We start from the raw sequence: 26,070 nt of genomic DNA, 5'->3' as shown, positions 1-26,070 counted from the left end.
GGCGTGGCTGGTTTCGATGACGCAAAGCACCCCCGCGGGGACAGCCCAGAGAACCGTGGTCAGTTTTCCGCTGCCAGGCATGCGGAACCGGAAGTCGCCCTGCGCGCCCGCCCTGATCTGCAGCCGGATCTCGCCGAGGTCCTGGAATCCGCTGCCAAACTTCAGCAGCTCGTCCCCGACGCCGTCCTCGTCGGAGGCAGCGCGGCTGCCCTCTATACCGGCCATCGCGCCTCCTACGATCATGACCGCGTCCTTGCCGGGCTCCGCGACAGCTTCGAGGTAGTCCTGGACGCCGTCGAATCCGACGACGGGTGGGCCACCAACCGGGTGACCCCGGGGAAGATCATCCTCGGCGAGCTGGGCGGGATCGAGACCGGGCTGCGGCAGCTGATTCGCCTGCGGCCACTTGAAGTGACCAACGTGATGCTCGCATCCGGGGCCGACGTCCGGGTGCCAACGCCTGACGAGACACTCAGGATCAAGGCCTTCCTGATCACCCGCCGAAACCAGACACGCGACTACCTCGACGTCGCCGCCCTGGCTGACGGCATAGGCATCGATCAGGCAGCCGGCGTCCTGGCCCGCATGGATGACTACTACGCCGACCAAAACGCCGACGGTGCTGCGGTGGCCAGCCAGGTCGTACGGCAGCTCGCCAACCCGGCACCCAAGGACTCCAGAACCACCACCCAGCTGCCCCGCTACAAGGGGCTCGCCGAGCGGTGGCACGACTGGAACGAAACGGTCCTGACCTGCCGCGCCCTGGCGGCAGCCATCGTGGAAGGAGAGAACGATGCTGAAGTTCCGCAACCTTGACGTCGACCCATCCGACCCCGTGGAGGACTGGGGTTTCGAAGGGCTGCTGGCTGCTGTTGAACGCGGAGATGTAAGGGACTGGCGCCGGATCAGCCAGGCGCTGCGGCACGATCCCCGGGGCAAGGTCGCCGAAGAGCTCCGCGAGGTCCTCGACGCCGTCGAGAACCCGGCGATGGCCAACCTCTTCACTGACCTGCTGGACCGGGCCGTGGCCACATCAGACTCCGCCGAGAGAGCAGCGGTCGCCACCGAGCTGAAAGATTCACTGGCACGCAGCGGCTTGAGCCGGGCAGAATTCGCACGACGCCTTGGGACATCCCAATCCCGGCTTTCCACCTACCTCACCGGAAAAGTCACCCCCTCTGCGGTGATCCTGCTGCGCGCCCGCAGACTCGCCCGGCCCTAAGAGGAGCCCGCGCCCGCAGCCGCCGGGGAGGGCAACGGATCGGCCCGTACACATGTGGCCCATGACTACCCCTGACATGGCCCTGCCCACCCGCATCGCGGACCGGACAGCAGCAGCTGTGAAGAACCTCAGCACTGACCAGCTCCACGACATTCTGATCGCCTCCACCCAGCGCTCCGGACGGGTCCTTCCCGTTCTCTGGGAGACAGTCCGTGCAGCCGACCCGGTCCTCGTACAGACCCTTGATGACCTGCACGAGAAAGAAGCGCCGGTTGACATGCCGCGCTTCGAAGCCCTGCGGGAGCTGCACGAGCGAAACCTCAACGCCGCGGTGAAAACCCGCGCCGGACGGATGGCCGCCCTGCAGGCTGTGGCAGGCATCGTCATGGCACCGGCTTCGGCCATCGCAGCCATCGCCGGGGCCCTCAGCTTCAATATCGCGGTCTCGGGCGTCGTCATCGGTGCATACCTGCTGTTCCGTGCCTTCCAGGCAGCGCGCAAGCTGACCGACGAAATTCCGACCCGGATGTTCGGCGACGCGGGCCTTGCCGCATCCCTGGTCTGGGACACCGCCGTGGACGCAGCCGCGTCGGCGGCCCTGCGGCACCGTGAAGGCGAAGAGGGCTTGACCTCAGATCTGCTGGACGCACTGTCCTCCACCTGGACCGGCGCCGGCCTTCCCCTGGACCTGCTGGTTCCCGAGGTAGACAAGGCAATAGACGCCGAAGCCAAGGCACCCCAGCTGGCAGCGGCTTGAACACCACCGGAGGAAGCACCATGACAAACATCCAGATTGCCCGGGTCATCGAACTGAAGCCCACCCGGCTGGCCGACGGGCTCCCCGAGGAACGCTGCGTCCGCACCGAGGAAGCGCGGGCAGCCCTGCCCGCCGGAACCATCACCATCGGCGCCGACGACTGCTGCGCGGTCGCCACTGGCGACGGCACCTTCACCGACACCGGGCTGGCCGGGTCATTCCCGGCGGACGAGAGCGTCGTCCTGCCCGCCTACATCGTCGCCGGGCCCGGCCTTCCGGCGCTGATCCCCGGGCAGAACACGGTGCTGCACAGCCAGCACGAGGCAGACCAGGCACGGGACGAGTTTTACGCCGTCGACGCCAACGGAGCCCTGTTCTCCTGGTGGAGCGACGAGGAATCGTCTGGCACCTTCCGATGGGTCACCGCCGGACAATCCGAGCCAGCGCAACCAGCCTTCCCGGTGATCGCCTGGTGCTGACCTTGCCGCCATGGCGGTGACGCGGGCGGATCTTTCTACGCATGCCTTCCTCGGGGGACCACACACCTAGGAGGACACCATGCATCAACCATCCCGCCGCTCAGCCCTTGTGGGTCTGGGTCTTGGCGCGGCCAGCGTTTTCAGCGGCGCCGCGTCAGCCAGCGCTGCCCCCAAGCCCAGGCCGGGTAAAACGACAACCCCAAGTCCGGCCCCTGCGCCGGCACACCCGCTGCGCTTCGGCCTGACCAACCTGGGCGGGCCCCTGGCCAGCAGGGAACTCGACAGCGCCGCCAGCCTTGCGGGAGAAAAGCCCGTTCTGATCCAGTTCTTCAAGGACTTCCAGCAGGCACCCCCGGTCAGCGAGCTGGATGCCGTGGTCGCCCGTGGGGCCACCCCGATCCTGACCTGGGAGCCCTGGGCTGCAGGGGCCGGAGTTAGCCAGCCCGCCTACTCGCTGGCCGCCATCGCCGCCGGCGCCCACGACGGCTACCTGCGCAGCTGGGGGAGTGCCCTTGCCAGCTGGGGCAAGCCCGTGATGCTCCGCTTTGCCCACGAAATGAACGGCGACTGGTACCCGTGGAGCGAAGCCGTCAACGGCAACAGTTCGGGAGACTACGTGCTCGCCTGGCGGCACGTCCACGACGTCCTTGTGGCCCAGGGCGCCACCAATGTGCGCTGGCTTTGGGCGATCAACGCCGGTGGCCCCGTGGACATCGCAGGTCTCTACCCGGGCAGCGGCTACGTCGATGTGCTCGGCATCGACGGCTACAACTGGGGCACTGTCGGCTCTTCCTGGGGCAGCACATGGACCCCAGCCATCGGGGTCTTCGGGCGGTGGCTGGACGCGCTGCGTGCCCTGGCGCCCGGCAAGGAAATCGTCGTCACCGAAACGGCCTGCACCGAACTGGGCGGCTCCAAGGCGGACTGGATCCGCGACGCCGTCGCCTACCTGGACGCACAGCCAGATGTGACGGGCTTGGTCTGGTTCAACCTGAACAAGGAAACGGACTGGCGGTTCAACAGCTCTTCGTCCGCGGCGACAGCCTTTACGACGGCCCTGTCCGCCCGCGAGTAACAGGGGCAGAACCCGGAACGCCAAAAGGCGGCGGAAGGTCAGCCTCCCGCCGCCTTTTGCTGGGTTACTTGCTGGCGACGGCTGCCTTCAGCTTGGAGCCGGCGGTCAGCTTGACGCTGTGGCCTGCTGCGATCTGGATGGTCTCGCCGGTCTGCGGGTTTCGGCCGGTGCGTGCTGCACGGTCGGTGCGCTCGACGGCGAGCCAGCCCGGGATGGTGATCTTCTCACCTGCGGCGACAGAAGTTTCGAAAACCTCGAACAGGCTGTCGAGGATCTTGTTGACGTCGGTCTTCGCGGCGCCCGCCTTGCCGGCAACCTGATCGATGAGTTCAGAGCGGTTCATAGCCATGGGTAACTCCTCCTGTTTGGGGTTCTGTCCTGACGGAACCTACCACCAGCACAGGGGCCACTTTCTGCCTGCCACGCCGTGAGGGTCCGTATTGACAGGCCACGGAGGGCTTTTGGGACATGACGGTGACTGCTCACGCCCGTGCCGCACACATCAGCTGTGAACCCGATGAAGGCTGCCCTGTAACAGGCCGCCTCTGCACTTGGGTGCCCCCTGAGTGAAAGCCACGAATTGAAAAAGCGAACCCTCGGCATCACCCTGGCCGGTCTTCTGCTGGCCAGCGCCGGCGCTGCTGTACCAGCGATGTCCACACCCGCCGCAGCCACCCCGCCACCAACGCCGGTCCACACCCTCGGCCTTCCCGAAGGCGAACAGCGGTACATCGTGAAATACAGCGACGACGTCAACGCCGAGGCAGAGTCCAGGGCAATGGAGGAGAAGGGGCTCGACGTCAAAGAGACCATCACCCACGCCATGAAGGCGTCTGCCGTCGTCGCCACCCCGGGTGAGATCGAATCCATCAAGGCGGCAGGCAATGTGGCCTCAGTCGAGATCGACACCCCGGTTTCAGTCTCCGGTGCCACCTCCATCTGGGGCCTGGACCGCGTCGACCAGCGATCGGGAAGAGACGGACAGTTCAGCATCGGCGACGAAGGCGCTGGAGTGAACATCTACGTGGTCGACAGCGGGCTGAACATGTCCCACACGGAATTCGCCGGCCGCGTGCCGGCCACCTGGTGGAACGTCCATGACGGCCGCGGAGTCAGCGACTGCGCCGGACACGGCACCCACGTAGCGGGAACCGCTGCAGGCACAACCTACGGCGTGGCCAAGAAAGCCAGCATCATCCCGGTCCGGGTGCTCGACTGCTCCGGCTTCGGCTGGTCATCAACGGTCATGGCCGGTATCGACTGGGCAATCTCCCACCACGTCGCCGGTCAGCCGGCCGTCCTGAACTTGAGTGTCGGAGGCTTCACCAACGCCTCCTTCGACCAGACCGTGCAAAGCGCAGTCAACGATGGAATCACCGTCGTGGCCGCAGCAGGCAACGACGGCGTGGACGCCTGCTGGTCATCCCCTGCCAGGGTTTCCTCCGCGATCACCGTCGCGGCAACGAACATTTACGATGCCCAGACGTCCTGGTCGAACTACGGTTCCTGCGTGGATATTCAGGCCCCCGGGGCGTCGATCAGGTCGGCCTGGACGAATGCCCCGACCGGCTACAACACCCTGGACGGCACCTCGATGGCGGCTCCCCACGTTTCCGGGGCGGCGGCGATCCTGCTCTCCCGCGACCGCTCCCTTTCCCCCGGACAGGTCCACCAGTCAATGATCAACAACGCCACGACCGGCGTCGTCGGCGCCAACAAGGGATGGACCCCCAACCGGTTCCTCTTCATCCCCGCCCTGGTGTACACCCACCCCTCCTGCGCGAACCTCAAGCTGGGGGACGGCTGGACCGGAGTGGGCACGCACTGTGGCCTGCGGGGATCGGCGCTCTCTGCCCCCTCTTCGGCCGAAGGCGCTGTAGCTGGGGTCGAAAGCCCCGGGTACGCCACAGCCGCGGGGGCTGACACCACAGTGCCCGCTGAGCCTGCCGAGGCTCCGCAGCGGGTGGAAGCCGCCTCACTGGCCCCGGCAGCAGAAGCAGCGCCCACACCGACGGACACGCCGCCAGCCGCGCAACCGGTGGAGCCCATCGCCCCCGCTGAGCCAGTACAGAGCGATGTGGCCCAGCCAGCCGGGGACGAAGCGCCTCCCGTACAGGTCCAGGCACCAGCCATGGGAGCCGCGGAGCCGGAAGCGCGCGCCGTTGAGGTTGCAGCACCAGGTGTAGAGGCCGCGGCCTCCAAGCGTGCGCCGGAAACCCCCGCGGCGACCGCTCCCGGCTGGATCATCGGTGTCCTGATCCCGGCCGCCCTGGTCCTCGCCTCGGGAGCCACGATCTACGGGGCACGGAGGCTGAAATCAGCCAGGTCAGCCGGCTAGGACAGCTTCAACCGCCTGCGCTCCATCCGCACAGCGGAGAAAGAGGACATCATGCTCGAATTCATCGGCCACCTCGTTAGTTCGCTACTTAGTGGCGGAACCGATGTCGACGTCAAGGCCACGCCGAGGCAGTGCGTCAAGCACGCGCTCCGGATCTCCCGGAGTCGGCGTCCGCTGACGCCGGAGCAGCATGAGTTTGCGGCCGCCTGGCTCCGGCACGCGCTCAACCATCTGAAAGACCTCAAGCTCGAGTCGAAAGAGATGGCCATCCGCATTGCCCTGCTGAAGGTGGAGCACGCGTCCGTCGTGCTGCGGATGACCTGAAGCCGGAGGGCCCTTGCGCGGGGTTGCCGGGCCGGCGGAGATGGAAGGGGAGCTTTCCGTACACATACCGCCCGGCAACCGCCGCACACATTCCGGTTGCATCAACCAGAGAAAGAGGAAGGCACGCCACGTGCAGGAGAGCAAAGAAACACGCCGCGAAGCAGCGCGGATGGCCGACGGGAAGTTCGGCGCCCAGCTGCACGCCGAGCCGGAAGTACAGCTGCCCGTGCGGAGTAGTACCCGCAGCCGCAAGTCCGCGGCGGTGGTCCTTGGAATCTCCGGCATCCTCGCCAGCGCCGTCCTCACCGGCTGCACGCCAGGCGGCGACGTGATCGACGCTGACTACGCCCAGGTCTGCCAAGAGAAAACCACCCAGCAAAGGGTCGAGGACGACAAATGTTCCGACCAGGGCCGCTCCAGCGGACACTACGGCTGGTACTTCCTGCATATGGGCAACAGCGGATCCACCACCGCCCGCAGCGTACCTGCTGTCGGCGCCCCGCTGACCGGCGGTGCCACCTCCATCCCCCAGGGCGCGACGTCCAAGAGCGGCGTCACGTCGAAGGGCTCGACAGCAGTGTCCCGTGGCGGCTTCGGCGGAACCGCCAAGGGCGGAAGCGGAAGCTGACCATGAAACGCATACTCTCCACACCCCGCCCGGACTGGTCCGCGAAAATCGAATCCCAAGGCCTGATGTTCTCCACGACCATCATGGAGGACGGCTCCCAGATCGACTACTGGCATGAGGGCGCCTACTACGAATTCACCATGCCTGAAGTCGAAATGCTCGAAGGCGTCACCGAGGAACTCCACACGATGTGCATCGAGGCGGCCAAGTACATGGCCACCGGCGCCCTGGGAGACCTCGGCATCGGCCGCGAGGCACTGGCCCTGGCCGCACGCTCCCTCCAAAACAGTGAGCCGCATGTCTACGGACGCTTCGACTTCGCCTACGACGGCATCAACCCGCCCAAGATGCTCGAATACAACGCAGACACCCCGACCGGGCTCATCGAGGCATCCATCGCCCAGTGGCACTGGCTGCAGGACGTCAAGCCCGAGTCGGACCAGTGGAACGGCATCCACGAGGCGCTGATCCGCTCCTGGGCCAAGTACAAGGCCAACACCGGCCTCACCACCCTGCACGTCGCGCACACCGAAGTCGAAACCTCGGGCGAGGACTGGCTGACGGCCGCCTACCTCCGCGACACAGCCGATCAAGGGGGCTGGGACACCGTCGGAATTAACATGTCTGACATCGGCTGGGATGCCGACCGCAAGGTCTTCGTCGGGCTGGACGACGAGCCCATCGAGGCCATGTTCAAGCTCTACCCGTGGGAAATGATGATGAAGGAGCCGTTCGGAAAGTGCGTCTCCGACCATCCGGATGCGCTGCGCTGGATCGAGCCGGCCTGGAAGATGTTCCTCTCCAACAAGGCCCTCCTGGCCGCGCTGTGGCACCTGTACCCGGACCACCCGAACCTGCTGCCCGCCTACATCGACGGCCCTCACGACATGAAGGAATGGGTTGCCAAGCCGCTGCACGGCCGCGAAGGCGACAACATCGTCATCCACGCTGAAGGCATCGACATCGTCCAGCCCGGCGACTACGGCGCCGAAGGCTGGTGCTACCAGGCCTGGTACCCGCTGCCCGACTTCGACGGAAACCGGCCGGTGCTGGGCGCGTGGGTCGTCGACGGGGAATCCGTCGGCGTCGGCATCCGCGAATCCGACGGTCCCATCACCGACTACTATTGCCGTTTTGTCCCCAACACCATTGACGCACCCGCGCCGGAACTGAGCACCCTGTGACCACCAGAACGACCCCTCGCCCCGTCGGCGCCAAGGGGCTGTCCAAAGACGACATCTCCCTATGGGGGAGTACGGCGATCGGGCTGTCCTCCACGGCCCCGGTCTATTCGCTGACCGCGACCCTTGGCCTGATGGCCGTGGCGGTCGGAACCCACATGCCGGCAGCCTTCCTGCTGGCGTTCGTCCCGATGCTGTTCACTGCCATCGCCTACAAAGAGCTCAACGCCAAGGACCCCGACTGCGGTACCACGTTCACCTGGGCCTCCAAAGCGTTCGGGAAGTTCACCGGCTGGATGGGCGGCTGGGGCATGGCCGTCGCCGGCATCGTCGTGCTCGCCAACCTGGCCCAGATCGCCGGCAAGTACCTCTGGCTGCTCATCGACCAGAACCTCGCCGAGAACCTCTGGCTCACCACCGCCACCGGCGTCGCCTTCATCGCAGCCATGACCTGGGTGAACTACCGCGGCATCGACATCGGCGAGAAGATGCAGCAGCTCTTCGTGTGGATCCAGTACGGGGCGCTGGCTGCGTTCGTCGCGTTCGCCGTGGGCAGCCTTGCCAGCGGCGGTGCCCCGTCCGCCGAACCCTTCTCCTGGGACTGGTTCAACCCCTTCACAGTCACCGACTTCACCGCTTTCACCCAGGCGATCCTGCTGGGCCTGTTCGTCTACTGGGGATGGGACACCTGCCTGGCCCTGAACGAGGAGACGAAGAACCCGACCAAGAACCCTGGCCGGGCCGCCATCCTGTCCTCCGTGCTGCTGCTTGCCACCTACGTCGGGGTCACCGTGGTCGCCATGATGGTCGCCGGGACCGGGTCTGAAGGCACCGGGCTGGCCAACGAGGAGAACACCGATGACGTCCTGTACGCCCTCGCCGAGTCCGTGATGGGTGATTGGTCCTGGCTGGTCATCGTCGCCGTCCTGATCTCAGCCGTGTCCTCCACGCAGACAACGATTCTGCCGACCGCCCGCGGAACCCTGTCCATGGCTGTCCACGGCGCGCTGCCGGACCGGTTCGGGAAGGTGCACGCCAAGTACTTGACCCCGACGTTCTCCACGGTTCTGATGGGTGTGGTGGCCGCCGCCTACTACGTCGGCATGACGGCGATCAGTGCCGACCTGCTCACTGACTCTATCGCTGCCATAGGCCTTTACATCGCCTTCTACTACGGCCTCACCGGCTTCGCCTGCGCCTGGCTGTTCCGTAAGACCCTCACCGAATCCGCACGCAACCTTTGGATGCGCGGCATCCTGCCGCTGGCCGGCGGCATCATGATGACCATCGCATTCATCGTCTCGGCCATCGACATGATCCGCCCCGACTACGGAGAAACCGCGGTCGCCGACATCGGCGGGACCTTCCTCATCGGCGTGGGCTCCCTGGCTCTTGGTGCCGTGCTGATGATGGCCTGGTACGCCACCGCCGGCAAGCGCGCAGCTGGCGTCAGCGCCGGTACTGATCTCACCGAAGCCAGATAAACGGACACCCAGCAGCCCCGGCCGCGAACGGCCGGGGCTGTTCTGCGTTCATGGGGAGGGCGCCGCAGGATTCCGCACACATGGCTTTCCGTAAACAAGCCGGTGACGCGGAGGCCGCGGCACGAACCAGAAAGCCCTGACATGAAGCTCAGCATTCCGCAGGACCCAGCAAAGAAGGCGGTCGCTCTCAGCCGCTACTCCGAGACCAGCGAAATCCCGATGGTCGTCGTCTCGCTCGTTTTCCTGGGCGCCTACACCTGGCAGGTCGTCGCAGATCCAGCCGGGACCGAGCACCTGGTCACAGAGCTCGTGATGTTCCTGACCTGGGCGGTGTTTCTGGCCGACTTCATCATCACCATGGCACTCACGGAGAAGCGGAAACGCTGGAGCCTCATGAACCTGGTCAATTTTGCGGTGGTGGTGCTTCCGGTCTTCAGGACGCTGCGCCTGCTCCGGGTGGTGTCGCTGCTTCGTGTCCTGAACCGGGCGACAAGCCTGGCCTTCGGGCAGCGCATCATGTCCTACGTCGTCAGCTCGTCCATGCTGCTCACTTACACCGGAGCGCTGGCTGTTCTTGACGCCGAACGCGACGCCGACAACGCGAATATCCTGAACTTCGGCGACGCCCTCTGGTGGGCTTTCGTCACCATCACCACCATCGGGTTCGGTGACCGCTTCCCGGTGACAGCTGAGGGCCGTCTGATCGCCGTCGGGCTGGCCGTTGCCGGCATCAGCCTTATCGGTCTGGTCACCGTCACCATGGGCACCTGGGTGATGGCGACCCTCCAGAAGATCCGCACCGAAGAGCTCGCCGAAGAGGAAAGCGACGACCTCCAGCTGGAGCTCATCAAAGTCCGCGCGCGGGGAGAAGAGCTGGCGCTGGAGTTGAACCGGAACATCGAACGCGAATCCGAGCTGGAGGGAATCCTGTCAGGCCGCGAGGCCAGCGACGTGCCCTCCCAGCCGTGACGGTCGCTGGGCCCGATCAGCTTCGTGCGGGCCGTACCCTTTTGTGTGCCTGGTGGGCCAGGCCGACCTGCTGTGCCCAGAACGGGTCTTCCGGCATGGCCGGGTTGTAGAGGCCCTTGTCCGCGGCCAGGGTGAAGAAGCCCTTGCCCGGGTGGTTCACACCGCTGAGCTTCACCAGCGAGGTGAGCATGTACGGGTTCTCCTCGTCCCAGTCGAGGTTGTGGATCCGCACCAGCAGCTGGCTGATGTCCGCGCGGCCCCGGTCCGTGGAAAGGTCGAAGGCGGGCAGGCCAGTTGCCTCGGCAAGCTCCGTGTTGAACTCTCCGTAGTCGATCAGGTTTTCCCGGCGGGCCACGCCCTGCAGGATGCGCCGGCCCTCTGCGGCGAGTTCTTTCCAGTCTGATTCGCTGCGCTCTGCCACGTTGCCCCCTCGTCGGTTTGATCGAAGCCTAGCAGCGCAGGTGAGGGCGAGACTGGTCAGCCGGCGAGGGAGGCCCAGGCGCCGCGGGCGCGCGGGATGTCCTGTGCCGGACCGTTGATGGCTAGGTCGGGGTCATTGGAAATACCCCACCATTGGTCGGAGCCCGACAGGATCACACCGGCTGCCAGCCTTCCCCGGTAGCCCGCCGTGGTGGGTGCTGCCTTCAGCCCGAGCATCCAGTTCACCCGTGCCGTTTCCGTCGTCGGAACGGATGCCGCTGTGTCGAGCAGCTCGGCAGCCGACTCACTTCCATCCGACCTGCAGAGAGCGCGCAGCCCGTCCTCCAGACCGGCTGCGAAGTCGTCACCCTCAGCGGTGCCGTACCCGGCCGCGGCATCCTGCCATCGCCGGAACGAGTCCAGGCTGTCCTTGCCAGCAACTCCGCGGGACAGCGGACCGTCCACCACGGATCCTGCGGCAGTCTCGGCGTACCGCGAGGTGCCGAATACCCAGGAACCCGGGCGCGACTCCGGCAGACCCCAATACCTGGCATCGAACCCGGTCGTAAGGGCTGCTTCCGGCTCCCGGTGGGAGACCGCGGTGAACTTTCCCCGGTTGCGCGGGTGCTTGGATTCGTCGAAAGAGCTCATGCCTACCAGTGTGCGGCATCGCCCGGAACGCTTCAGTAGGTGCCGGCCTGATGAGGCGATCAGCATCGTCCGCACACATTCGGGTCGGCAAGCTGCCACCCTGCAGCTCGATACGGACCAGGGCTGGCAGGTTAGCACCTTAGATAGACGGCTAGGGTCTACGGAAGACGCGCACAAATCAGAAAGAGAGGCTACGGCATGGACCCGTACCAAGAGAACCAGCCGCCGTACCCGCAACATCAACCTCAGCAACCTCATCCGCGTCAGCCTCACTACGGCCACTACCAGCAGCAGCCACAGTACGGGCCGCCGCAGGATTGGGGTCCGCCTCAGCCTCCCAAGAAGAGCAAGGTTGGCCTGATCCTCGGAATCGTTGGCGCCTCCATCGTTCTGCTATGCGTCCTTGCGTTTGCAGGATGCTCCGCCTTGGTCAATGAACTCAACGGCGGTGGAGGAAGTCACACCGAGAAGGCTGCGGCAATGATGGCTGCCGCCGACAGCGTGCCCGAGTCCGACTGGGTTTCCACAGGCCGCTCTGATCCGAATTGGGAGAGCGGTTGCGTATCCATTGATACCCACTGCCTCAAGCTTATTGCGGGTTGGTCTGTAGATCATGAGGTCAGCGCCAGCGAGATCGCCAGTAGGCTCGGCCTGGACATGGACCGTACCAAGGTGAGCGGGGACTGCCTCAAGGAAACTCCATATGACGGTAACAGTGCCACGACGGTATGCGTGACTGAAGAGCCTGACGGAACCTACGAGGTCAGCCTCAGCATGACGCGGAAGTAGAACCTTTCACTCAAGTGAAAGTCCGGGTTCATGCAGTACGACAAGCAGGACGTTGAAGAGGTCGGTCACCCTGCTCAGGCTGAGGAACCCTGATCGACGGCCGCACCATCGAAGAGGCCTCCAGCGATGAATGGCGGCGCAACGTCCAGCAGCTCGCTCTCGAGGTGCTCTACGTCTACCGGGCACCACTGCCGGCCTACGACCCGCAAAGGCGCGTAAATGGCAGGATTGCTCAACGAGGATGAAGAGAGGAAAGGACACCATGAGCGCTGAAGGTGACTTGATCGAGGACGCTGCCGGACTTGACGCACTGCCCGAGGGAGCCGTCGTCCTGAGTGCCAGGACCGAAGGAATCGCGGGAAAGCCGCGGCCTTTCGAGAAGATCCTGGACGACTGGAACGTCCCAGGTATCGAGGAGGACTTCGAATCGTCCGAGATCGCCCTGCCGGCGCGGGTACTCTACATCCCGGAGGACTAACCGGGAAGTCCACTCCGCGGCGCCGTACACATAGGGTCCATGACCAGCACCCTGACCCACTACGCCAAAGCCGCACAGCATCTGCCGATGGCCTGGCTGACCCAGTACGAGTTCCCCGCGAAGGACCTTGTCATCAGCTCCTTCCAGGACGCCTTGGCTGAACTGCCCGCGCCCTCCGGCTACGACGACAACGTCGTCCGCTCCGCCCTGGAGTTCATCGTCGCCGGACCGGACCCCCGCAGCGGGACCTTCAGGGCGCAGGCAATCCAGGCCGCAGCCAAACTCCACGACCATGTCACCAAGCTGGCCCTGGTCCCGAGGGTCAAGGCACCCAAGGTCCGCAAAAACTCAGTTCTGCACGGCTACGCAGGCGGGGTCTTCGGCGAATCCTACGGACACCGGCTCGTCACCAAGAAGGGCGACGGCTGGATCGAATACGAGTACATCGACGGCCCCGACCAGGGCGTGACCCGGCGGTACAGGGGCAACATCAAGGACCTCGCCGCGTACCTCGTCCCGGACCACCACTGCGGGGATGACTGCATGATGGGGGAGGGCTGAACCGGCATGGGCGACCCAACTCCTGAAGCAAGGGCCGAGGGACTCATCAGCCGCGGCCTGGCCAACCACCTCCTGCAGCGCGACGTCATCACCCGCATTGGCCCCGATGACCTGTTCCATGAGGGCGAGGCTGACGGTATCGACATCCCCACCTGGGACAAGGCAGTCAACAAGCTCCTTGATGCAGGCCGCATCCTTGCCTACAAGGTCAACGACCTGCCGGACACGCTCCCGCTTGCTGCGGCCCATCAGACCGGTTACACCACCCGGGAACACCTGCTCGGCCTGCTGAAGAAGGCCAACCCGAACCAGGTGGAGGAGATCCGCGACTTCCTGGAGTACGAAGGCGTGGACATCCCCGCCTCGTCCGTCCGGGTGCCGGTGACGGCCGCGCAGAAGAAGCGGATCGACAACGCGGTCCGGAAACTCAACGAAGTCCGCGACGAGGTCGCAGACCGCAATCCTGACAACCGGGTCGCCTGGTATCTGGACGCCTCAGGGAATTTCAACCTGATGGTGGAGCCCGCCGGGCAGATGGAGCCGGACCAGCAGTACATCGCCCACGACATTCGGCTCCGCGCGTCCGGCGCCGGGGACTGGTAAGCGGTGAGGGTATCCCGAAGCGCCGCACACATGGGGTTCAGAGCAGGGCCGGACTAAGAATCCGGCATGGAAGCGCCGGTTAGGAGCCGGCAGGGCTGATGGTGCCGGCAACGGCCCCGGGTTCGATCCCGGGCGGCTCGCGGTCTGGAACGGCGTATGCCGGGCAGGACGATGCAGGACCCGAATATAGCGCTAGGCGGGGCCGGTCGACACCACCTGGCTGCATGCGCCGTTGAACCCGAAGAGTAAAAGCGCGGACACCGGTAAAGACGCGTAATAGGGATAGGGGATTTCAGCGTCACTGCTGACCAGAGCACCACTTAGCGAACCCGGCCATCGGCCAGGTAAAAGGTACGAGAAGTCCTTCTTGTTACTTCCATTGACGCCGATACAGCGTTGCCTGCCAGGGTTCCACCTTTTTCGTCGCACCTTCTGTGCGGCATGAGCCAAGGCCGGCGCCCACCAGGCGCTGGCCTTTCCCACATCCGAGGAGAACTACATGCACGAGCTGGCCCTCATCATCGGGCTGCTGCTGGCCACCGTGATCGCAGTGAGCCTGGGCGATCGGCTGCACCTGCCGTACCCGGTCCTGATGGTTCTGATCGCCCTCGGCATGGCCTTCATCCCGGGCATCCCGGAGCTGCACATCGAGCCTGAACTCATCCTGCCGCTGTTCCTTCCACCGCTGCTGTTCGCCACCGCGAAGAAGACCTCCTGGTCAGTGTTCCGGATCCGCTGGCGGAGCGTCATCCTCCTCGCCATCGGCCTGGTGGTTGTCACTGTCGCTGTCGTGGCCGGCGCCGCCTGGCTGCTGATCCCTGGCATCGGCCTGCCCGCCGCCATCGCCCTGGGTGCCATGGTCGCCCCGCCGGACCCTGTGGCTGTCGAATCGGTCGCCGGACGGGTCCATATGCCCCGGCGGCTGTTGACCGTCCTGCAGAGCGAGGGTCTCTTCAACGACGCCGCCGCCATCGTCATCTTCCAGACGGCCGTTCTCGCAGCAGTGGACGGGCACGACATCGACGGCTGGCTCGCCCTCAAGTTCATCACCGGAGCCGCTATCGCCGTCGTTCTTGGCCTGGCCATGGCCTGGGCCGCGAAGAAGCTCATTGGCTACATCCAGTCCTCCACAGCCCGCAGCGCGGTCACCCTTGTCGTACCCTTCGCCGTGTACATTCTGGCCGAAGAATTTCACGCCTCCGGGGTTATCGCCGTCGTCGTGACGGCCCTCGAAATGAAACGCCGCACCCGTCCCCAGGACGCGGCCGAGCGGATCACCGGCAACGCCTTCTGGGAGGTCGTCGAGCTGCTGGCCACCGGGCTGGCCTTCGGCCTCATCGGACTGGTCAGCCGGACGGTCATCCATGACGTAGGAGACCGGATGCTGCCGATGCTGGGGGTTGCCGGAATCATCTGCGCCGCCGTCGTCATCATCCGGGCTCTGTGGCTCGCGGTGCTGGTGCCCTTCAACCGGCGCCGCAATGACGGCCTGCCGCCCAACGGACCCAAGGATGTCCTGCTGCTTACCTGGTGCGGCATGCGCGGCCTGGCCACCCTTGCACTGGCCCTTGCACTGCCGGAGACCACCGCGGACGGCTCACCGTTCCCTGCCCGGGACCAGATCGTCCTGACCGCCGTCGCCGTTCTGTTCACCACCCTGGTCATCCCCGGAATCACCCTGCCGGCGCTCATGCGGAAGCTGAAGATGCGGGAGTCCCCGGCCGCCGAACACGAAGCTGAAATGGTTTTGGCCCAGCGGGCAGAGGACGCTGCGCTGATCGCCCTGCACAACGCACCGTTCGTCCATGACCTGCCGCACCAGCGCCAGGACGCCATAGAACGCGGCATCAAGCGTCTCAGCGAAGACCTCGTCATCGATGTCGCCCACTCGCCTCTGACCGATGAGGGGAGCCGGCACGACTCCGAGGTGGCCATTCGAACCATCGCCCTGGACGCCGCCCGGCAGGTGATCGTGGAATCCCGCAACGAGCCGGACGTCGACCCCGAGATTGCTGACAGGGTGCTCCGCCGGCTGGACCTGCGGACAGTCCTGATTCAGGAAGCAGGGGAGCGGAGAGAGCTTTTGAAGTCGCCGCACACATAGAGGCCAGAGAAGAAAATCTACCGCTGGGGAGAGGAACCTGGCAGGGCCAATGTGGAACCGCTCCGGCGGTCCGGTTCGATTCCGGGACGGCCCACTCTGGAACGGCGTATGCCGGGCAGGACGATGCAGGACCCCACCAGCGCAAGCGGGGTCCGGTCGAGACCACTCGGCTGCCAGCGCCGTTGAACCTGAAGAGTAAGCGCACGGATCCTAGGAAAGCCGTGTGATAGGGATAGGGAATTTCGGCTACGGCTGACCAGAGACCAAGGACCGTAGCTCAAAGGCAGAGCGGGGGAGTGTTAGCTTCCAACGGTGCATCCGTCGAGGGGTGCCGGTCCGCGCTGAACCGCAAATCTGCTGACTGACGGTTCGTTGCTAGCGGGGGTTGCTCCTCGTTTTTGGCGGCAACACAAATCCATGACAGCGGCGCAGGAGTTGCGTGAGTACCCACGTGCGGTTGGCCTGGTCCCGGCAGGAACAGGCTTCGAAGACCTCACGCTAAATGAATGGCTGCAGGAGAGGCGTCCCGGTGGCGCCCGGTACCGGAAGGTGCTGGCCTTGGCCCGTCTGCCGGCGGGCCGGGGTGGCGGGTTCGAGACCCGTGCCTGCTACGAAGCATCTTCGGGTGCTCTCATGTCCGTGTGTCATTGGAAAGACTGCGCCGGGGTCGTCAACCCCTTAGACAGGCGTGCTGGTGCGAACCCAGTCACGGGCTCGGAAGCTGCGACGACGGTCTGCGGCATATTCCAGGGTGGAGCCATCCATCCCCCGGTGACGGCCGGAAAACAAAAACTGGAGTGCCTTGTAGCTCGATTGGCAGAGCACCGGCGAAGAGCCGGAGGTTTGGGGCCGGGAACCGTAACAGGTCCGGGCAGTGGGATCGGCGGAAGCCGCTTCTCCTGGGTTCGAGTCCCCCTGAGGCAACGGGAAGGCGTCCGTCTCGCACACGCGCCGTCTTCCAAGCAGTCCCCGCTTCTGTCCGGCACGCCCAGGTGTGTGCGTGGGTAGAGAAAGAGTGCCACTTGCGGGATCGGGGACTGCGCAACGCACCCTGTTCCGCTTGGGGACCGCTTCGGCGGGCGGGTTCGACCCCCGTCAGGGCATCTAAGCAAGGAGAACCATGACCACTTCACAGCAGTACCCAGGCTGGACCAAGGACCCCGACGGGCAGTGGCGCAACCCGCGCTACCCGAGGGGCTCCAAGAGCCGGAAAGAGGGCCTGTCGATCGTCTATGACGAGGAGATCAACGGTGCCGTCCTGACCGTCGAGGGTCACAGTGTGCCTCTGTCGTTCTGGGAGCTCAGTAACTTCCTGGACGACGCCTACAGCGCCCGTGTTCTGGCCCAGGCGGAGAACGCGCGGCTCTGGAAGGAGAAGGAACAGGTCCTGCTTGTCGAGGACGGGGTCGAACCCGCGGTGTATGTCCGCGGCGTTCTGCAGAATTCCGATCGCAAGACGAAGAGGAAGAAGTAATACCCCTGGTGCGGGGCAACCGCACCATCCCTGGAGCGCTCGTCTGGAGCGGTGTCCAGTGCATGACGGTTGGACCGGGAAGGCGATGGCTGACCTGCCGGCTTCGAAGCCGGCTTGATGCACTGGGGCAGCACCGCCTTTGGTCAAAGACGCCGGGCCTATGCCCCGGAGACGCCGGTTCGAAACCAGCGCGCCCCACCACCCGCGGTTCGACATGGACCGGTAAGGGAAACACATCAGCCCCGGAGCATCGAACTCGCTCCGGGGCTGATGTCGTCGCTGGCCAGGCTACTGGGCGGCATCACGTTCCCTGGCCCGGGCCTGATCCGCTTCAGCTGCGAGCTTTTCGTACGCAGCCTTGGCCTTCTTGCGGTCGTTCCCGTCGGCGTTCTGCCACCGCTCGAATGCACGGTCTGCTTTCTGCCCGGCCCGCTGGGCTTCGGTGCGCCGGTCCGGTGCCTCCACCGCGTCCCAGAGCGCCTTCGAAACGGGGAAGCTGTAGCCGCTGCTGTCTTCGACGTTCGCATAGGAGGACAGGTGGTACTCAGTCTTCCCGTTGGACGTGTAGGCAGTCTTGCCGGTGATGCCTTCGTCTTCGATGATCTCGCGCATGGTGCGGACCCGGCCGTCCTCGGACCGCCACCGCTTGCACAGTTCGTTGTTGGCGCGGCTTCGCTGCAGGTCAGTCAGCGCGGACGTGTCCACCCCATGGAAGCGGGGCGCCGGCGTCTTCGGCTTCACCGGCTCCGGAGGCAGCTCGCGGTGCCGGGTCGGGTCAACGATGAACGTCTTCTCGGCGCCCAGCTCCGTGTTCTCGGTGCGGGTGCTGTATTCCTCGCGGGGCACCACGAACCGCTTCTCTTCGCCGTGCCGGGTGGCGGTCACCGCCACGGTACCGTCGCCGAGGTCGGTCGCCGACCGGCATACCCACTCATCAGCGTGGGCGGCGAGCCACGTTTCACGGTCGCGGACGCTGGACTGGCCGGGCAGGACCGTCTCGCCGGTGGCTTTCTCATACCCGTCCGGGAACCAGCCACGGACGCTGGACCGGCAGTAGTCCTTCCATTCATCGAGCTCCCAGTCGCGGGTGTGCCCGGTGGCCGCGCATGGCCGGGTTTCCTCCGGGAAGTACATGCCGGCGATCTGAAATTCACAGTCCTCCTCGTACCAGCCCGAGCTGCGGCGGAGGGAGGGAGGGACTTCACGGTTGCGTTCCGGGGACAGCTTGATGCCACCGTGCCCCGCGCAGGTCACGACGGCGATTCCCGGGGCGTAGTGGCGGACTTCCTGAGCCTGGCCCCACGGCGTACGGGAGCCTTCCTGCAGGTTCACCTCGCCCCAGTTCTTGGCAGGGGGAGCGCTGAGCGCAATGGTCGGGTCGCTGTGCCGCTCGGCGGCAAACTGGCCGCCTGTCGGAATGCCGCGCTGGACACGGTTGCGGCTAAGGCTGTTCATGGGAGGGCCCTTCGGTCGGTGTGGCTGCTGACACTTTGTGTGCGGCCATCACGGACGATGAGCAATCAGAAGAAGGGCGCCGCAGCCATGACGGGCCGGGGAGCAGCCACCGGCCGGCCGTACACATGGCGTCCATGACCCCGCACCGGACACCTGCCCGCACCCGCTACTCATCACCGCTGCGGTACCCGGGTGGCAAGGCACGTATGGCGCCATGGCTGACCGAGACCTTTGAGTCCCTCCAGTGGCCCATGGACGTTGAAATCTGGCTTGAGCCGTTCGGTGGTGGCGCCGGGGCAGCCCTCACGGCACTGACTGCCGGCAATGTCCCGGAAGCGTGGATCGTCGAAGCGAACCCCGCACTGGCGGCGTTCTGGACCACCGTGATGAGCGACGGGCCAGCCCTTGCCGCCAGGGTGGAGCGCACCGTCCCCACACTGGCTCTGTTCCAGGACTCCAGACAGAACGTCGCGGCCGCGCTGGGTGGCGAGCAGGTCGATCCCTTCGAACTGGGACTGTCCGCTTTCATCCTGAACCGGTGCTCCCGCTCCGGAATGATCCTTCCCAGTGTCGGGCCGATCGGCGGCAAAACGCAGGACGGACAACACACCATCGGCGCCCGCTTCAACGCCTCAGCGCTGGCAGAACGAATCCGCTCCGTTCACGCGCTGGGGGACCGGTTCAAGGTCTTCGCCGGCGACGGCATCAGCTTCCTCGAAGACCTCCAGCACTCAGGTGTCCAGGATGAGGTCTTCTGCTTCGTTGACCCGCCCTACATTGGAGTGGGCAACGACCTGTACGCCATCGGCATGGACGATGACCTGCACCAGCGCCTGGCCCGCGCGCTGAACCGGCTGACAGCGCCGTGGCTGCTCACCTACGACGCCCACCCGCAGATCCCGCTGCTCTACCCGGACTCCGAGATCGTCGAGTTCGACATCCCCCACACGGCCGGAAGCTCACGCGTTGGCAGGGAGTACCTGGTCCTTGGCCCTGGCATGGGACTTCCGGAAGCCAACCCTCTCGGCAAAGGCAACGTGTACCGGCTGGCCGCATAAATGAAGGGCCGCCCGCACCCTGTCCCACTAGGATGCAAGAAACCGGAGGACAGGGGAGACGATGAGCGGGCAGCAGGGCCAACGGCCAACCGAAGAGGAACTGCGGTTCCTCGCCGAAATGGGCATGACCGAGGTCGAACCCGGCAGGTGGGCCTCCGGCTGGCAGGGCAGCGACCCGGGCATGCAGGAGTGGTTCGATAATCTCGGCGGCGACGGCGAAGAGCAGCTGGACCTTCTGATGCGTGCCGGCCGGGTGCAGAACGAGTTCGATATGGAGCACAGCGGTGCCGCCAGCGCCTCGAATGTCCAGATGGTCAGCTCAGGCCCCCTCGCCGCGACGCCTCCGCCCGTGGAGGACGGCCACGGCCCGGTCCTGACTGCCTTCGTCGCCGTGCGCCGTGACGCCCAGGAAGCCTTCGAGGCTTTGGACGGCAAGGCCATCGAGGATGCCTTCGAGGCGATGTACGAGAAGTACGAAACCATGCAACCCCAGGACGCCCTGGCCGCCGCACTCCGGTCCCTCGGCATCAAGTGCAAGACCATCAACCTGGACGCCATGACCGCCGGCCCCGAAGGACCCGACCCCAGCGACTACCCGGGCTTCCGCGGCGCCGTCGTCCACATCGAGGGTGGCATCCGGAACTGGATCGACCCGGACTGACGGACCTTACCTCTTAGCGCCGGAGCAGGGCGACAGCTGCGGCAGCTTCCTGGATGCTGGTCCAGCCCCGGCGGCCCGCTGCAGCGGCTGCCGGGCTCATGGCGATGCCCTTGTTCTGCAGGATGGCCACGAGGGTTGCGTTCACGACGTCCTCGCGCAGTTCGGCCAGCCATGGACCGCGGATGCTCGGCATCACCGGGACACGGGCACGGATGGTCAGGAAATGACCTCCAACCAGTGCGGCCACGAAGCAGATGGCGCCCACGATCAGCAGCTTCAGGATGTCCTGGCTGGTCGCCACGACGTAGGCCGGCGGGGCGATCAGGGCCACGATGAGCCCCAGACGCAGAGCCAGGACCTCCCGCGCGCTGCCGCTGGCCTTCCGCCGTGCCGCGACACTGGCCAGCTGCTTGTCGCGCACAGTCTGGGCCTTCATCCGCCACTGGCGCGGGGAGCCCAGGTGGACCTTGACGAGGGCGCGGGCTGCAGCCAGCTCTTCGGGATTCTGCTCCCGCAGGATGGCCACCGACTTGTCCGGCCTGTCCGCCCAGGCGCTGGTCAGGCGCTTGTCGATGGCGGCCGCCATCTCGTCCAGGCCCAGGCGCGCTGCCCCTTCCGCTGCTTCTTCGACCCGGACGCTGGCGATGATTGCTGGTTGGTCGGTGGGTGTCTCTGTCCGGTGCCCGTAACGTGGCGAGCCGTCGGCGAGGTGGTATTCGTTCATGATGATCCCCATGGGTGATGCGCCCGGTATGGTGCTGGCCGGGCTTGGGCGGCGCTGCCCGGAACTATTCTGTGGTCCCGGAAAGCTCGGTGGAATTTCCGCTGCTTTCGTGACGTCCCGCCTCATCGGCTTCATCATCACAGGGTCGGTCGTGAAGCGGCGGCGTTCACCATAGATGTGTGCGGCACGTGCCAAAAGCGGCCACCGGGCACAACCGGGACCGGCCGTCGGGGTGCTGGACGCATAGTAAGGAGTGCACGCCGGATCACGCGACAGCGCCGGGGCCGAGGGAATTGTCCGGACAGGGCTCCCGGGACTCATACTGCCCGGCCGTGGACACCTGGTGCCACGGAGCGCCGGACATCACCCCACCGCGGGCGTCCGGGGCGGAGATTCGGTGCTGCCACCGTATTGATCCGCACTCCAGGGCACGCCCTGATAGCTCAGACGGATAGAGCGGCGGTTTCCTAAACCGCAGGTCGCTGGTTCAAGTCCAGCCCAGGGCACATGCAGGCCAAGCCTCTTCTTGCCTCACTTCACGGCCGGCTCGTGCATAGAATCGACCGTCAACTGCGTACGTTTATTGGGGGGAAAATTTTGAAGAAGCGCGCCATTTTCATTGCCAGCGCGCTGCTGCTGACCGGATGCTCGGGCAGCATCACCGCCTCCCCACCATCGTTCGAGCCCTCCACCCCTGCAACATTGGTGGCGCCCACGACATCTGCTGACATTGCTCCCACGGCACCCGCTGAAGTCGCGTCTGTTTCTGATGCGCGCCTGTCCACCGCAGAGACCTGTGCGGTCCTTGACCGTTTCTACCGCCCGCCCCTGGACGACACCGAAGCAGAGCTGGGCCGGATAGACGCGGTTGAAGCCGAGATGCGGACGCTGCCTGAGCAGGCCTCCGATGACCTCAAGGACATTGTTCCGCCCATCGCTGCGTTTGCCGAGCTGGCAATAAAAGACGGCAGGGCCGGTACCCGCGAGCTGAACACATACATGCAGGATCCTGCTGTCGCCAAGGAGTACCAGGACTCCATCGTGGCGGCAGCAAAGTTCTGCCCCGAAATTGTCGCCAACGAGTAGCAGCCTCGTAGCGCCGCACCGTCCGGGTATGGGCCGGTGAACTGCGGCGGCGAAAGGCACCATCCACCGCCGCCCGTGGAGCTGCTCTCCCGCCGCCGCACACATGCAGCCCATGGATCTTGCTGAATACCTGCCCATGGCCGTGAAGGCTCTGGATGCCGTCCCGGAATCCCGCCTTGCCATCTCCCTGGACAACTTGAACCGCTCCGAGGACACCCAGTTAATCGGGCTGGACCTGGTGAAGGGGTTCGTCCGGGCTGCCGACCCCGAGCATCTCACCGAAGCGCAGAAGGCAGACGTCGCACTGTTCCGGCGCGCCCAGGACATCCAGGCCGGACGGGTCCTGCTGGGCCGCGACGAGTCCTGCCGCAACATCCGAAGGAACGTCTTCGACCTCGGCGGCCGGCTTGGTGATCTCGCAACCGAGGGTGAGGCCCGGGCACTGGTCCGGCGCATCGTCGACTCCGAGCCCGTGCTGCGCTGGCTGGTCGCTGACAGGTACCAGCAGAAGATCCGCCTACGGAACCCTGGCTACCGCGGCGGCCCTAACCTGGAAGACCACCTCGCCGACATCGAACGCACCCTCGACTCCGATCCCGAAGGCCGCCTCGCCGTCTCGCTGCGGAACCTGATTCACAGCGAGAACGCCCACTGGGAAGGCGTCGGCGTGGTCGGGGCCTACGTCCGCGGAGCTAAGGCTGAAACCCTGGACAGCAAGCTCGCCGACGACGTCCGCCGGCTCCAGCGGGCCTGGGACATCGTCGGGGGCGACATCAAGCTCGAAGGGATGACCCTGCACAACCTGCAGGCCAACGTCCACGACATGATGGGCGACCTCTCCAACTTCGCCTCTGCCGCCGAGGCGCGGGAAATCACCAAGCGCATCATCTCCGCCGTCCCGTCCCTGGCAGCCGCCATCACCGCCCAGCCAGTGCCGACCCCCTTCTAGGAGCACCCATGACCAACACCCAGCTCCAGACCCTGCAGGCCGACATCTCCGACGAGCCGAGGGCCCGCTTCGCCATCTCCCTGGACCGTCTCGCCTACGCCCAGGACAACCATCGGCTCGGATCCGACCTGGTCCGCACCTACGTCCGGAACATCGACCCCGAAACCCTCTCCGGCCGCCAGGCGCAGGACGTCACCACATTCCGGGACGGGCTCCAGATACTGACCGGCAGAAAGAAGATCCTCGGGTCCCGCTACGGCGAGCTGGCCGTCCAGGTACGTGAGGCCGGCGGCTCCCTGTTCGACCTCGAGACCGACTCCTGGGCCCGTGAAGTCACCGCTCGCATCGGGGCAGGGGACAGTGACCTCGCCCGCCGGATCGCGGAACGATCGGGCAGTTAGCGGACCGACGTCGGCGGGAGGACGGTATAGCGGGCAGCGTCTTCCTCAAGGAACATGCGCCGCGGTTCGGCGCCGCCGAACACCACCCAGACGATGGAGCCGTCCTCTGTGAGGTCATCGACGACACCTGTGCCCAGGTCATGGCCGCGCGTGTGAACCCGGACCTCCTGGCCCCGCAACAGCGCACTGGCGTCGGTGGTCGTTTCGGTCAATTCATCGGTGCTCATGGCTTCTCGTCCTGTCGTTGATATGTCGTTCCCCAAAGGTAGAGTCCCCACATGAAGCGGCGGTAAACGCCGGCTGGGATGGGGACGGCACCGGGCAGCGCCGCACACATCGGAGTGTGGAAGAGACCACCTTCCAGACAATCCCGAAAGGACGCCCGATGCCGACCCTGAAGAACCGCCACGGTCTGACCCTGGTCAGTGAGCCGGCCAGGCCCCGCACCCAACTGGCAGGTGCCGGTGCCGCCGGGACCCACGCCAACCAGAACACCCGCCACCACAAGGTCGGCAGGACCAGCCGGGTTGCAACCCGCAGCGCCCAGCTGCGCACCGTCCTCCGCCACGAGGACAGCTAAGCCATGGCACAGGACATTGAGATGCCGGACGCCGCAGCCCACGAGGAGCGGGACAGTGCCCTTGCCATATTCGTGAAGGTGGCCGCCGTTGGCGCTAGCGTCGTTGCGGCAATGATCCTTGCCGCCATTCTCGGGCTCCTCCTGGGCCAGGACATCCGTAACGGCATGCCATGGGACCAGCTGCAGGGCCGGATGCTGACAGCAGCAGTCATGCTTCTCCTTGCTGTCGTGCTGATCATGTTCCACTGGCGCCCGGGGATTGTGTCCGGCAAGGACGTCTGGTGGGAGAAGGTCGTGATCGCGGCCGCGTCGGTGACCTGGCTGTCGGTCTGCCAGTCGGTGTTCAGCACCCTGGGCGTGTAGCCCTGCGGCAGCCGGCGGCACGTCAGTCCCACGAATTGGGGCAATTGTTACCGCAGGTCAGGACGCAATTGGCCGCACTAAACGTATGATCAGCCTGTCTCATCACTTTGTCATCTGGGGGAATACCTTTGAGCCAGCCGCAATATCCGTCGCAACAGCCCTACGCTGCGCAGCAGCCGCACGTGTCCCAGCAGCCCTGGACGGGCGGCGGTGAACCGCCGTTGTGGGCCCCGTGGTACGGCGCCCCGTTCACGGCTGCCGCCAAGCGGTTCTTCAAGAAGTACGCCACGTTCTCAGGCCGCGCCAGCCGCAGCGAATACTGGTGGTGGACCCTCGTGTCGGTCCTCGTCAGCGTCGTCCTGAACATCATGATCAACGCAGGCGTCAGCTACACCGCCTACGGCTCCACTGCGGGGCCGGGGACGTACCTCGGCCTTGCCCTGGCAGCCATCTGGGTCCTTGCCGTCATCATTCCTTCGCTGGCCCTGTCAGTACGGCGGCTGCATGACAGCAACAAGAGTGGCTGGCTGCTGTTGCTGGGCCTGATCCCGTTCGCCGGCGCCATCATTCTGCTGGTGTTCATGCTGCTCGGTCCTGACCCGCGCGGCCAGCAGTACGACCAGCCCATGGCCTAGCGCCCGCGGCAAGCAAAGAGGGGAAGGCCACACCGGCCTTCCCCTTTTTTGTGTTTGTTGCGCCCGCTACTGCCCGAACAACCTGGCGAAGCGTGATTTCTTCAGCACCGCCGGGTTCTCCTGCACAACCTTCGCAGCGGCACTGACCAAGGCGATGGACTCTTCTGCTCGGCGGGCAGCATTGCTCTCCGTCTTCGCGTGGAAGCTCTTGAACTGGCGGGGCACCATGTCCCCGCCGTACCTGCTGCCTTTGCCGAAGCGGATGGCCCGTGGCCCCCGGGTGGCGGCCATGTCGACCGTCCCATAGCGCGACAGCTGCTCGGCCATGTCCTGGAACCGGGCCTTGTCCTTCTCGTTGAGAGAGGTGTCCTCCAGGATGGCGCCCAGGTCGCTGTCGAGCAGTGCCTGGCTCTCCTGATCCAGTGCCGGCTGCCTCTCGCGCGGGCCCTTGCCCGCCCAGGCAGGAAGGCCACCCTGACTGGTCCCGGCCGGTACCAGACGGCGGTCGCCCAACTCCGGAAGGTCCCTGTCCGAGTGCCCGTAGGCGCCGAACTTCCCGTCACGCTGACGGTTGGCCTCCTGCTGCGGTGTCAGGCGATTCTGTTCTGCCATGGTGTCTCC

General features: G+C 65.6%; 32 protein-coding genes and 2 tRNA genes. 27 read left to right on the top strand and 7 right to left on the bottom strand.

Going from position 1 to position 26,070, the window contains the following annotated elements; genetic code table 11:
• Nucleotides 1-3: 3 nt before the first annotated feature.
• The 5 genes from IDT60_RS22970 (at nucleotide 4) to IDT60_RS22950 (ending at nucleotide 3,533) form a co-directional block, all read left to right on the top strand.
• Nucleotides 4-816, top strand: a complete 813-nt coding sequence (locus tag IDT60_RS22970; RefSeq protein ID WP_223884045.1) for a hypothetical protein — start codon at nucleotides 4-6, stop codon at nucleotides 814-816.
• Entirely contained in the window at nucleotides 794-1,222 is a 429-nt protein-coding gene (locus tag IDT60_RS22965) for a helix-turn-helix transcriptional regulator (protein ID WP_191082263.1), read from the top strand. The genes IDT60_RS22970 and IDT60_RS22965 overlap by 23 nt, the downstream gene beginning before the upstream one ends.
• A 61-nt stretch (nucleotides 1,223-1,283) precedes the next feature.
• Nucleotides 1,284-1,979 (top strand): hypothetical protein, encoded by a 696-nt coding sequence (locus tag IDT60_RS22960; RefSeq protein ID WP_191082262.1) that lies wholly within the window; start codon nucleotides 1,284-1,286, stop codon nucleotides 1,977-1,979.
• A 20-nt stretch (nucleotides 1,980-1,999) separates the two neighbouring features.
• Nucleotides 2,000-2,458 carry a hypothetical protein gene (locus IDT60_RS22955; RefSeq protein WP_191082261.1) on the top strand — a complete coding sequence of 153 codons (459 nt, stop codon included), beginning with the start codon at nucleotides 2,000-2,002 and terminating at the stop codon, nucleotides 2,456-2,458.
• Nucleotides 2,459-2,537: 79 nt separating this feature from the next.
• Nucleotides 2,538-3,533 carry a glycoside hydrolase family 26 protein gene (locus tag IDT60_RS22950; protein ID WP_191082260.1) on the top strand — a complete coding sequence of 332 codons (996 nt, stop codon included), beginning with the start codon at nucleotides 2,538-2,540 and terminating at the stop codon, nucleotides 3,531-3,533.
• A gap of 64 nt (nucleotides 3,534-3,597) precedes the next feature.
• Here the strand turns inward: IDT60_RS22950 and IDT60_RS22945 are convergent, their stop codons facing one another.
• Entirely contained in the window at nucleotides 3,598-3,882 is a 285-nt protein-coding gene (locus tag IDT60_RS22945) for an HU family DNA-binding protein (RefSeq protein ID WP_191082259.1), read from the bottom strand.
• 231 nt (nucleotides 3,883-4,113) lie between these two features.
• Between IDT60_RS22945 and IDT60_RS22940 the strand changes: the two genes are divergently transcribed.
• The 6 genes from IDT60_RS22940 (at nucleotide 4,114) to IDT60_RS22915 (ending at nucleotide 10,457) form a co-directional block, all read left to right on the top strand.
• Nucleotides 4,114-5,871, top strand: coding sequence for a S8 family peptidase (locus IDT60_RS22940; protein ID WP_191082258.1), 1,758 nt, complete (start codon nucleotides 4,114-4,116; stop codon nucleotides 5,869-5,871).
• Nucleotides 5,872-5,922: 51 nt separating this feature from the next.
• Nucleotides 5,923-6,195 carry a hypothetical protein gene (locus IDT60_RS22935; RefSeq protein ID WP_191082257.1) on the top strand — a complete coding sequence of 91 codons (273 nt, stop codon included), beginning with the start codon at nucleotides 5,923-5,925 and terminating at the stop codon, nucleotides 6,193-6,195.
• A gap of 130 nt (nucleotides 6,196-6,325) precedes the next feature.
• The gene (locus IDT60_RS22930; RefSeq protein WP_191082256.1) at nucleotides 6,326-6,823 is read left to right on the top strand and encodes a tRNA-dihydrouridine synthase; all 498 of its coding nucleotides are present in this window, start codon (nucleotides 6,326-6,328) and stop codon (nucleotides 6,821-6,823) included.
• A 2-nt stretch (nucleotides 6,824-6,825) separates the two neighbouring features.
• Nucleotides 6,826-8,007, top strand: coding sequence for a glutathionylspermidine synthase family protein (locus IDT60_RS22925; RefSeq protein ID WP_191082255.1), 1,182 nt, complete (start codon nucleotides 6,826-6,828; stop codon nucleotides 8,005-8,007).
• Nucleotides 8,004-9,488 (top strand): APC family permease, encoded by a 1,485-nt coding sequence (locus IDT60_RS22920; protein ID WP_191082254.1) that lies wholly within the window; start codon nucleotides 8,004-8,006, stop codon nucleotides 9,486-9,488. Before IDT60_RS22925 ends, IDT60_RS22920 begins: the two co-directional genes overlap by 4 nt.
• A gap of 141 nt (nucleotides 9,489-9,629) precedes the next feature.
• A complete protein-coding gene (locus IDT60_RS22915) occupies nucleotides 9,630-10,457 on the top strand; it encodes a potassium channel family protein (RefSeq protein ID WP_191082253.1) in 828 nt (275 codons plus the stop codon).
• Between the two features lie 16 nt (nucleotides 10,458-10,473).
• Here the strand turns inward: IDT60_RS22915 and IDT60_RS22910 are convergent, their stop codons facing one another.
• Nucleotides 10,474-10,878, bottom strand: a complete 405-nt coding sequence (locus tag IDT60_RS22910; RefSeq protein WP_191082252.1) for a hypothetical protein — start codon at nucleotides 10,876-10,878, stop codon at nucleotides 10,474-10,476.
• A gap of 56 nt (nucleotides 10,879-10,934) precedes the next feature.
• Nucleotides 10,935-11,528, bottom strand: coding sequence for a hypothetical protein (locus IDT60_RS22905; RefSeq protein WP_191082251.1), 594 nt, complete (start codon nucleotides 11,526-11,528; stop codon nucleotides 10,935-10,937).
• Between the two features lie 198 nt (nucleotides 11,529-11,726).
• On the opposite strand from IDT60_RS22905, the gene IDT60_RS22900 reads away from it, so the two are divergent.
• The 7 genes from IDT60_RS22900 (at nucleotide 11,727) to IDT60_RS22870 (ending at nucleotide 17,537) form a co-directional block, all read left to right on the top strand.
• The gene (locus IDT60_RS22900) at nucleotides 11,727-12,317 is read left to right on the top strand and encodes a hypothetical protein (RefSeq protein WP_191082250.1); all 591 of its coding nucleotides are present in this window, start codon (nucleotides 11,727-11,729) and stop codon (nucleotides 12,315-12,317) included.
• A gap of 262 nt (nucleotides 12,318-12,579) precedes the next feature.
• Nucleotides 12,580-12,795, top strand: coding sequence for a hypothetical protein (locus tag IDT60_RS22895; RefSeq protein ID WP_191082249.1), 216 nt, complete (start codon nucleotides 12,580-12,582; stop codon nucleotides 12,793-12,795).
• 39 nt (nucleotides 12,796-12,834) lie between these two features.
• Entirely contained in the window at nucleotides 12,835-13,356 is a 522-nt protein-coding gene (locus IDT60_RS22890; protein ID WP_191082248.1) for a hypothetical protein, read from the top strand.
• 6 nt (nucleotides 13,357-13,362) lie between these two features.
• The gene (locus tag IDT60_RS22885; RefSeq protein ID WP_191082247.1) at nucleotides 13,363-13,959 is read left to right on the top strand and encodes a hypothetical protein; all 597 of its coding nucleotides are present in this window, start codon (nucleotides 13,363-13,365) and stop codon (nucleotides 13,957-13,959) included.
• A gap of 499 nt (nucleotides 13,960-14,458) precedes the next feature.
• Nucleotides 14,459-16,063, top strand: coding sequence for a Na+/H+ antiporter (locus IDT60_RS22880; RefSeq protein WP_191082246.1), 1,605 nt, complete (start codon nucleotides 14,459-14,461; stop codon nucleotides 16,061-16,063).
• Nucleotides 16,064-16,861: 798 nt separating this feature from the next.
• Nucleotides 16,862-16,987 (top strand) — tRNA-Leu (locus IDT60_RS22875).
• A 196-nt stretch (nucleotides 16,988-17,183) separates the two neighbouring features.
• Nucleotides 17,184-17,537 carry a hypothetical protein gene (locus IDT60_RS22870; protein ID WP_191082245.1) on the top strand — a complete coding sequence of 118 codons (354 nt, stop codon included), beginning with the start codon at nucleotides 17,184-17,186 and terminating at the stop codon, nucleotides 17,535-17,537.
• A 288-nt stretch (nucleotides 17,538-17,825) separates the two neighbouring features.
• On the opposite strand, the gene IDT60_RS22865 is transcribed toward IDT60_RS22870, so the two are convergent.
• Nucleotides 17,826-18,992: a hypothetical protein gene (locus tag IDT60_RS22865; protein ID WP_191082244.1), complete on the bottom strand. Its 1,167-nt coding sequence runs from the start codon at nucleotides 18,990-18,992 to the stop codon at nucleotides 17,826-17,828.
• A 134-nt stretch (nucleotides 18,993-19,126) separates the two neighbouring features.
• Between IDT60_RS22865 and IDT60_RS22860 the strand changes: the two genes are divergently transcribed.
• Both IDT60_RS22860 and IDT60_RS22855 read left to right on the top strand, forming a co-directional pair.
• On the top strand, nucleotides 19,127-20,050 hold the full coding sequence (locus IDT60_RS22860) for a DNA adenine methylase (RefSeq protein ID WP_191082243.1): 924 nt from the start codon (nucleotides 19,127-19,129) through the stop codon (nucleotides 20,048-20,050).
• A gap of 61 nt (nucleotides 20,051-20,111) precedes the next feature.
• Nucleotides 20,112-20,711 carry a hypothetical protein gene (locus IDT60_RS22855; protein WP_191082242.1) on the top strand — a complete coding sequence of 200 codons (600 nt, stop codon included), beginning with the start codon at nucleotides 20,112-20,114 and terminating at the stop codon, nucleotides 20,709-20,711.
• A gap of 13 nt (nucleotides 20,712-20,724) precedes the next feature.
• On the opposite strand, the gene IDT60_RS22850 is transcribed toward IDT60_RS22855, so the two are convergent.
• The gene (locus IDT60_RS22850; RefSeq protein ID WP_223884044.1) at nucleotides 20,725-21,435 is read right to left on the bottom strand and encodes a hypothetical protein; all 711 of its coding nucleotides are present in this window, start codon (nucleotides 21,433-21,435) and stop codon (nucleotides 20,725-20,727) included.
• A gap of 432 nt (nucleotides 21,436-21,867) precedes the next feature.
• Between IDT60_RS22850 and IDT60_RS22845 the strand changes: the two genes are divergently transcribed.
• From IDT60_RS22845 to IDT60_RS22830, 4 genes are all read left to right on the top strand, one after another.
• Nucleotides 21,868-21,941: transfer RNA gene (locus IDT60_RS22845), tRNA-Arg, on the top strand.
• 91 nt (nucleotides 21,942-22,032) lie between these two features.
• Nucleotides 22,033-22,521 (top strand): hypothetical protein, encoded by a 489-nt coding sequence (locus IDT60_RS22840; RefSeq protein WP_191082241.1) that lies wholly within the window; start codon nucleotides 22,033-22,035, stop codon nucleotides 22,519-22,521.
• Between the two features lie 112 nt (nucleotides 22,522-22,633).
• Entirely contained in the window at nucleotides 22,634-23,470 is an 837-nt protein-coding gene (locus IDT60_RS22835) for a hypothetical protein (RefSeq protein ID WP_191082240.1), read from the top strand.
• Between the two features lie 8 nt (nucleotides 23,471-23,478).
• Nucleotides 23,479-23,871, top strand: coding sequence for a hypothetical protein (locus tag IDT60_RS22830; RefSeq protein WP_191082239.1), 393 nt, complete (start codon nucleotides 23,479-23,481; stop codon nucleotides 23,869-23,871).
• Here IDT60_RS22830 and IDT60_RS22825 read toward each other — a convergent pair.
• Nucleotides 23,868-24,098 (bottom strand): hypothetical protein, encoded by a 231-nt coding sequence (locus tag IDT60_RS22825; RefSeq protein WP_223884043.1) that lies wholly within the window; start codon nucleotides 24,096-24,098, stop codon nucleotides 23,868-23,870. The genes IDT60_RS22830 and IDT60_RS22825 overlap by 4 nt on opposite strands.
• A gap of 158 nt (nucleotides 24,099-24,256) precedes the next feature.
• Here IDT60_RS22825 and IDT60_RS22820 point away from each other — a divergent pair, with 158 nt between their 5' ends.
• The 3 genes from IDT60_RS22820 (at nucleotide 24,257) to IDT60_RS22810 (ending at nucleotide 25,449) form a co-directional block, all read left to right on the top strand.
• Nucleotides 24,257-24,451: a hypothetical protein gene (locus IDT60_RS22820; protein ID WP_191082238.1), complete on the top strand. Its 195-nt coding sequence runs from the start codon at nucleotides 24,257-24,259 to the stop codon at nucleotides 24,449-24,451.
• Nucleotides 24,452-24,454: 3 nt separating this feature from the next.
• Nucleotides 24,455-24,814 (top strand): hypothetical protein, encoded by a 360-nt coding sequence (locus IDT60_RS22815; RefSeq protein WP_191082237.1) that lies wholly within the window; start codon nucleotides 24,455-24,457, stop codon nucleotides 24,812-24,814.
• Between the two features lie 128 nt (nucleotides 24,815-24,942).
• A complete protein-coding gene (locus tag IDT60_RS22810; RefSeq protein ID WP_191082236.1) occupies nucleotides 24,943-25,449 on the top strand; it encodes a DUF805 domain-containing protein in 507 nt (168 codons plus the stop codon).
• A gap of 66 nt (nucleotides 25,450-25,515) precedes the next feature.
• Here IDT60_RS22810 and IDT60_RS22805 read toward each other — a convergent pair whose 3' ends face one another.
• Complete coding sequence (locus IDT60_RS22805; RefSeq protein WP_191082235.1) at nucleotides 25,516-26,061, bottom strand: hypothetical protein; 546 nt, start codon at nucleotides 26,059-26,061, stop codon at nucleotides 25,516-25,518.
• Nucleotides 26,062-26,070 lie beyond the last annotated feature (9 nt).

The sequence above is a fragment of the Pseudarthrobacter sp. BIM B-2242 genome, from assembly GCF_014764445.1.
GTDB classification, from domain to species: Bacteria; Actinomycetota; Actinomycetes; order Actinomycetales; family Micrococcaceae; genus Arthrobacter; species Arthrobacter luteus_A.
This window is presented reverse-complemented; position numbering and strand designations above follow the sequence as displayed.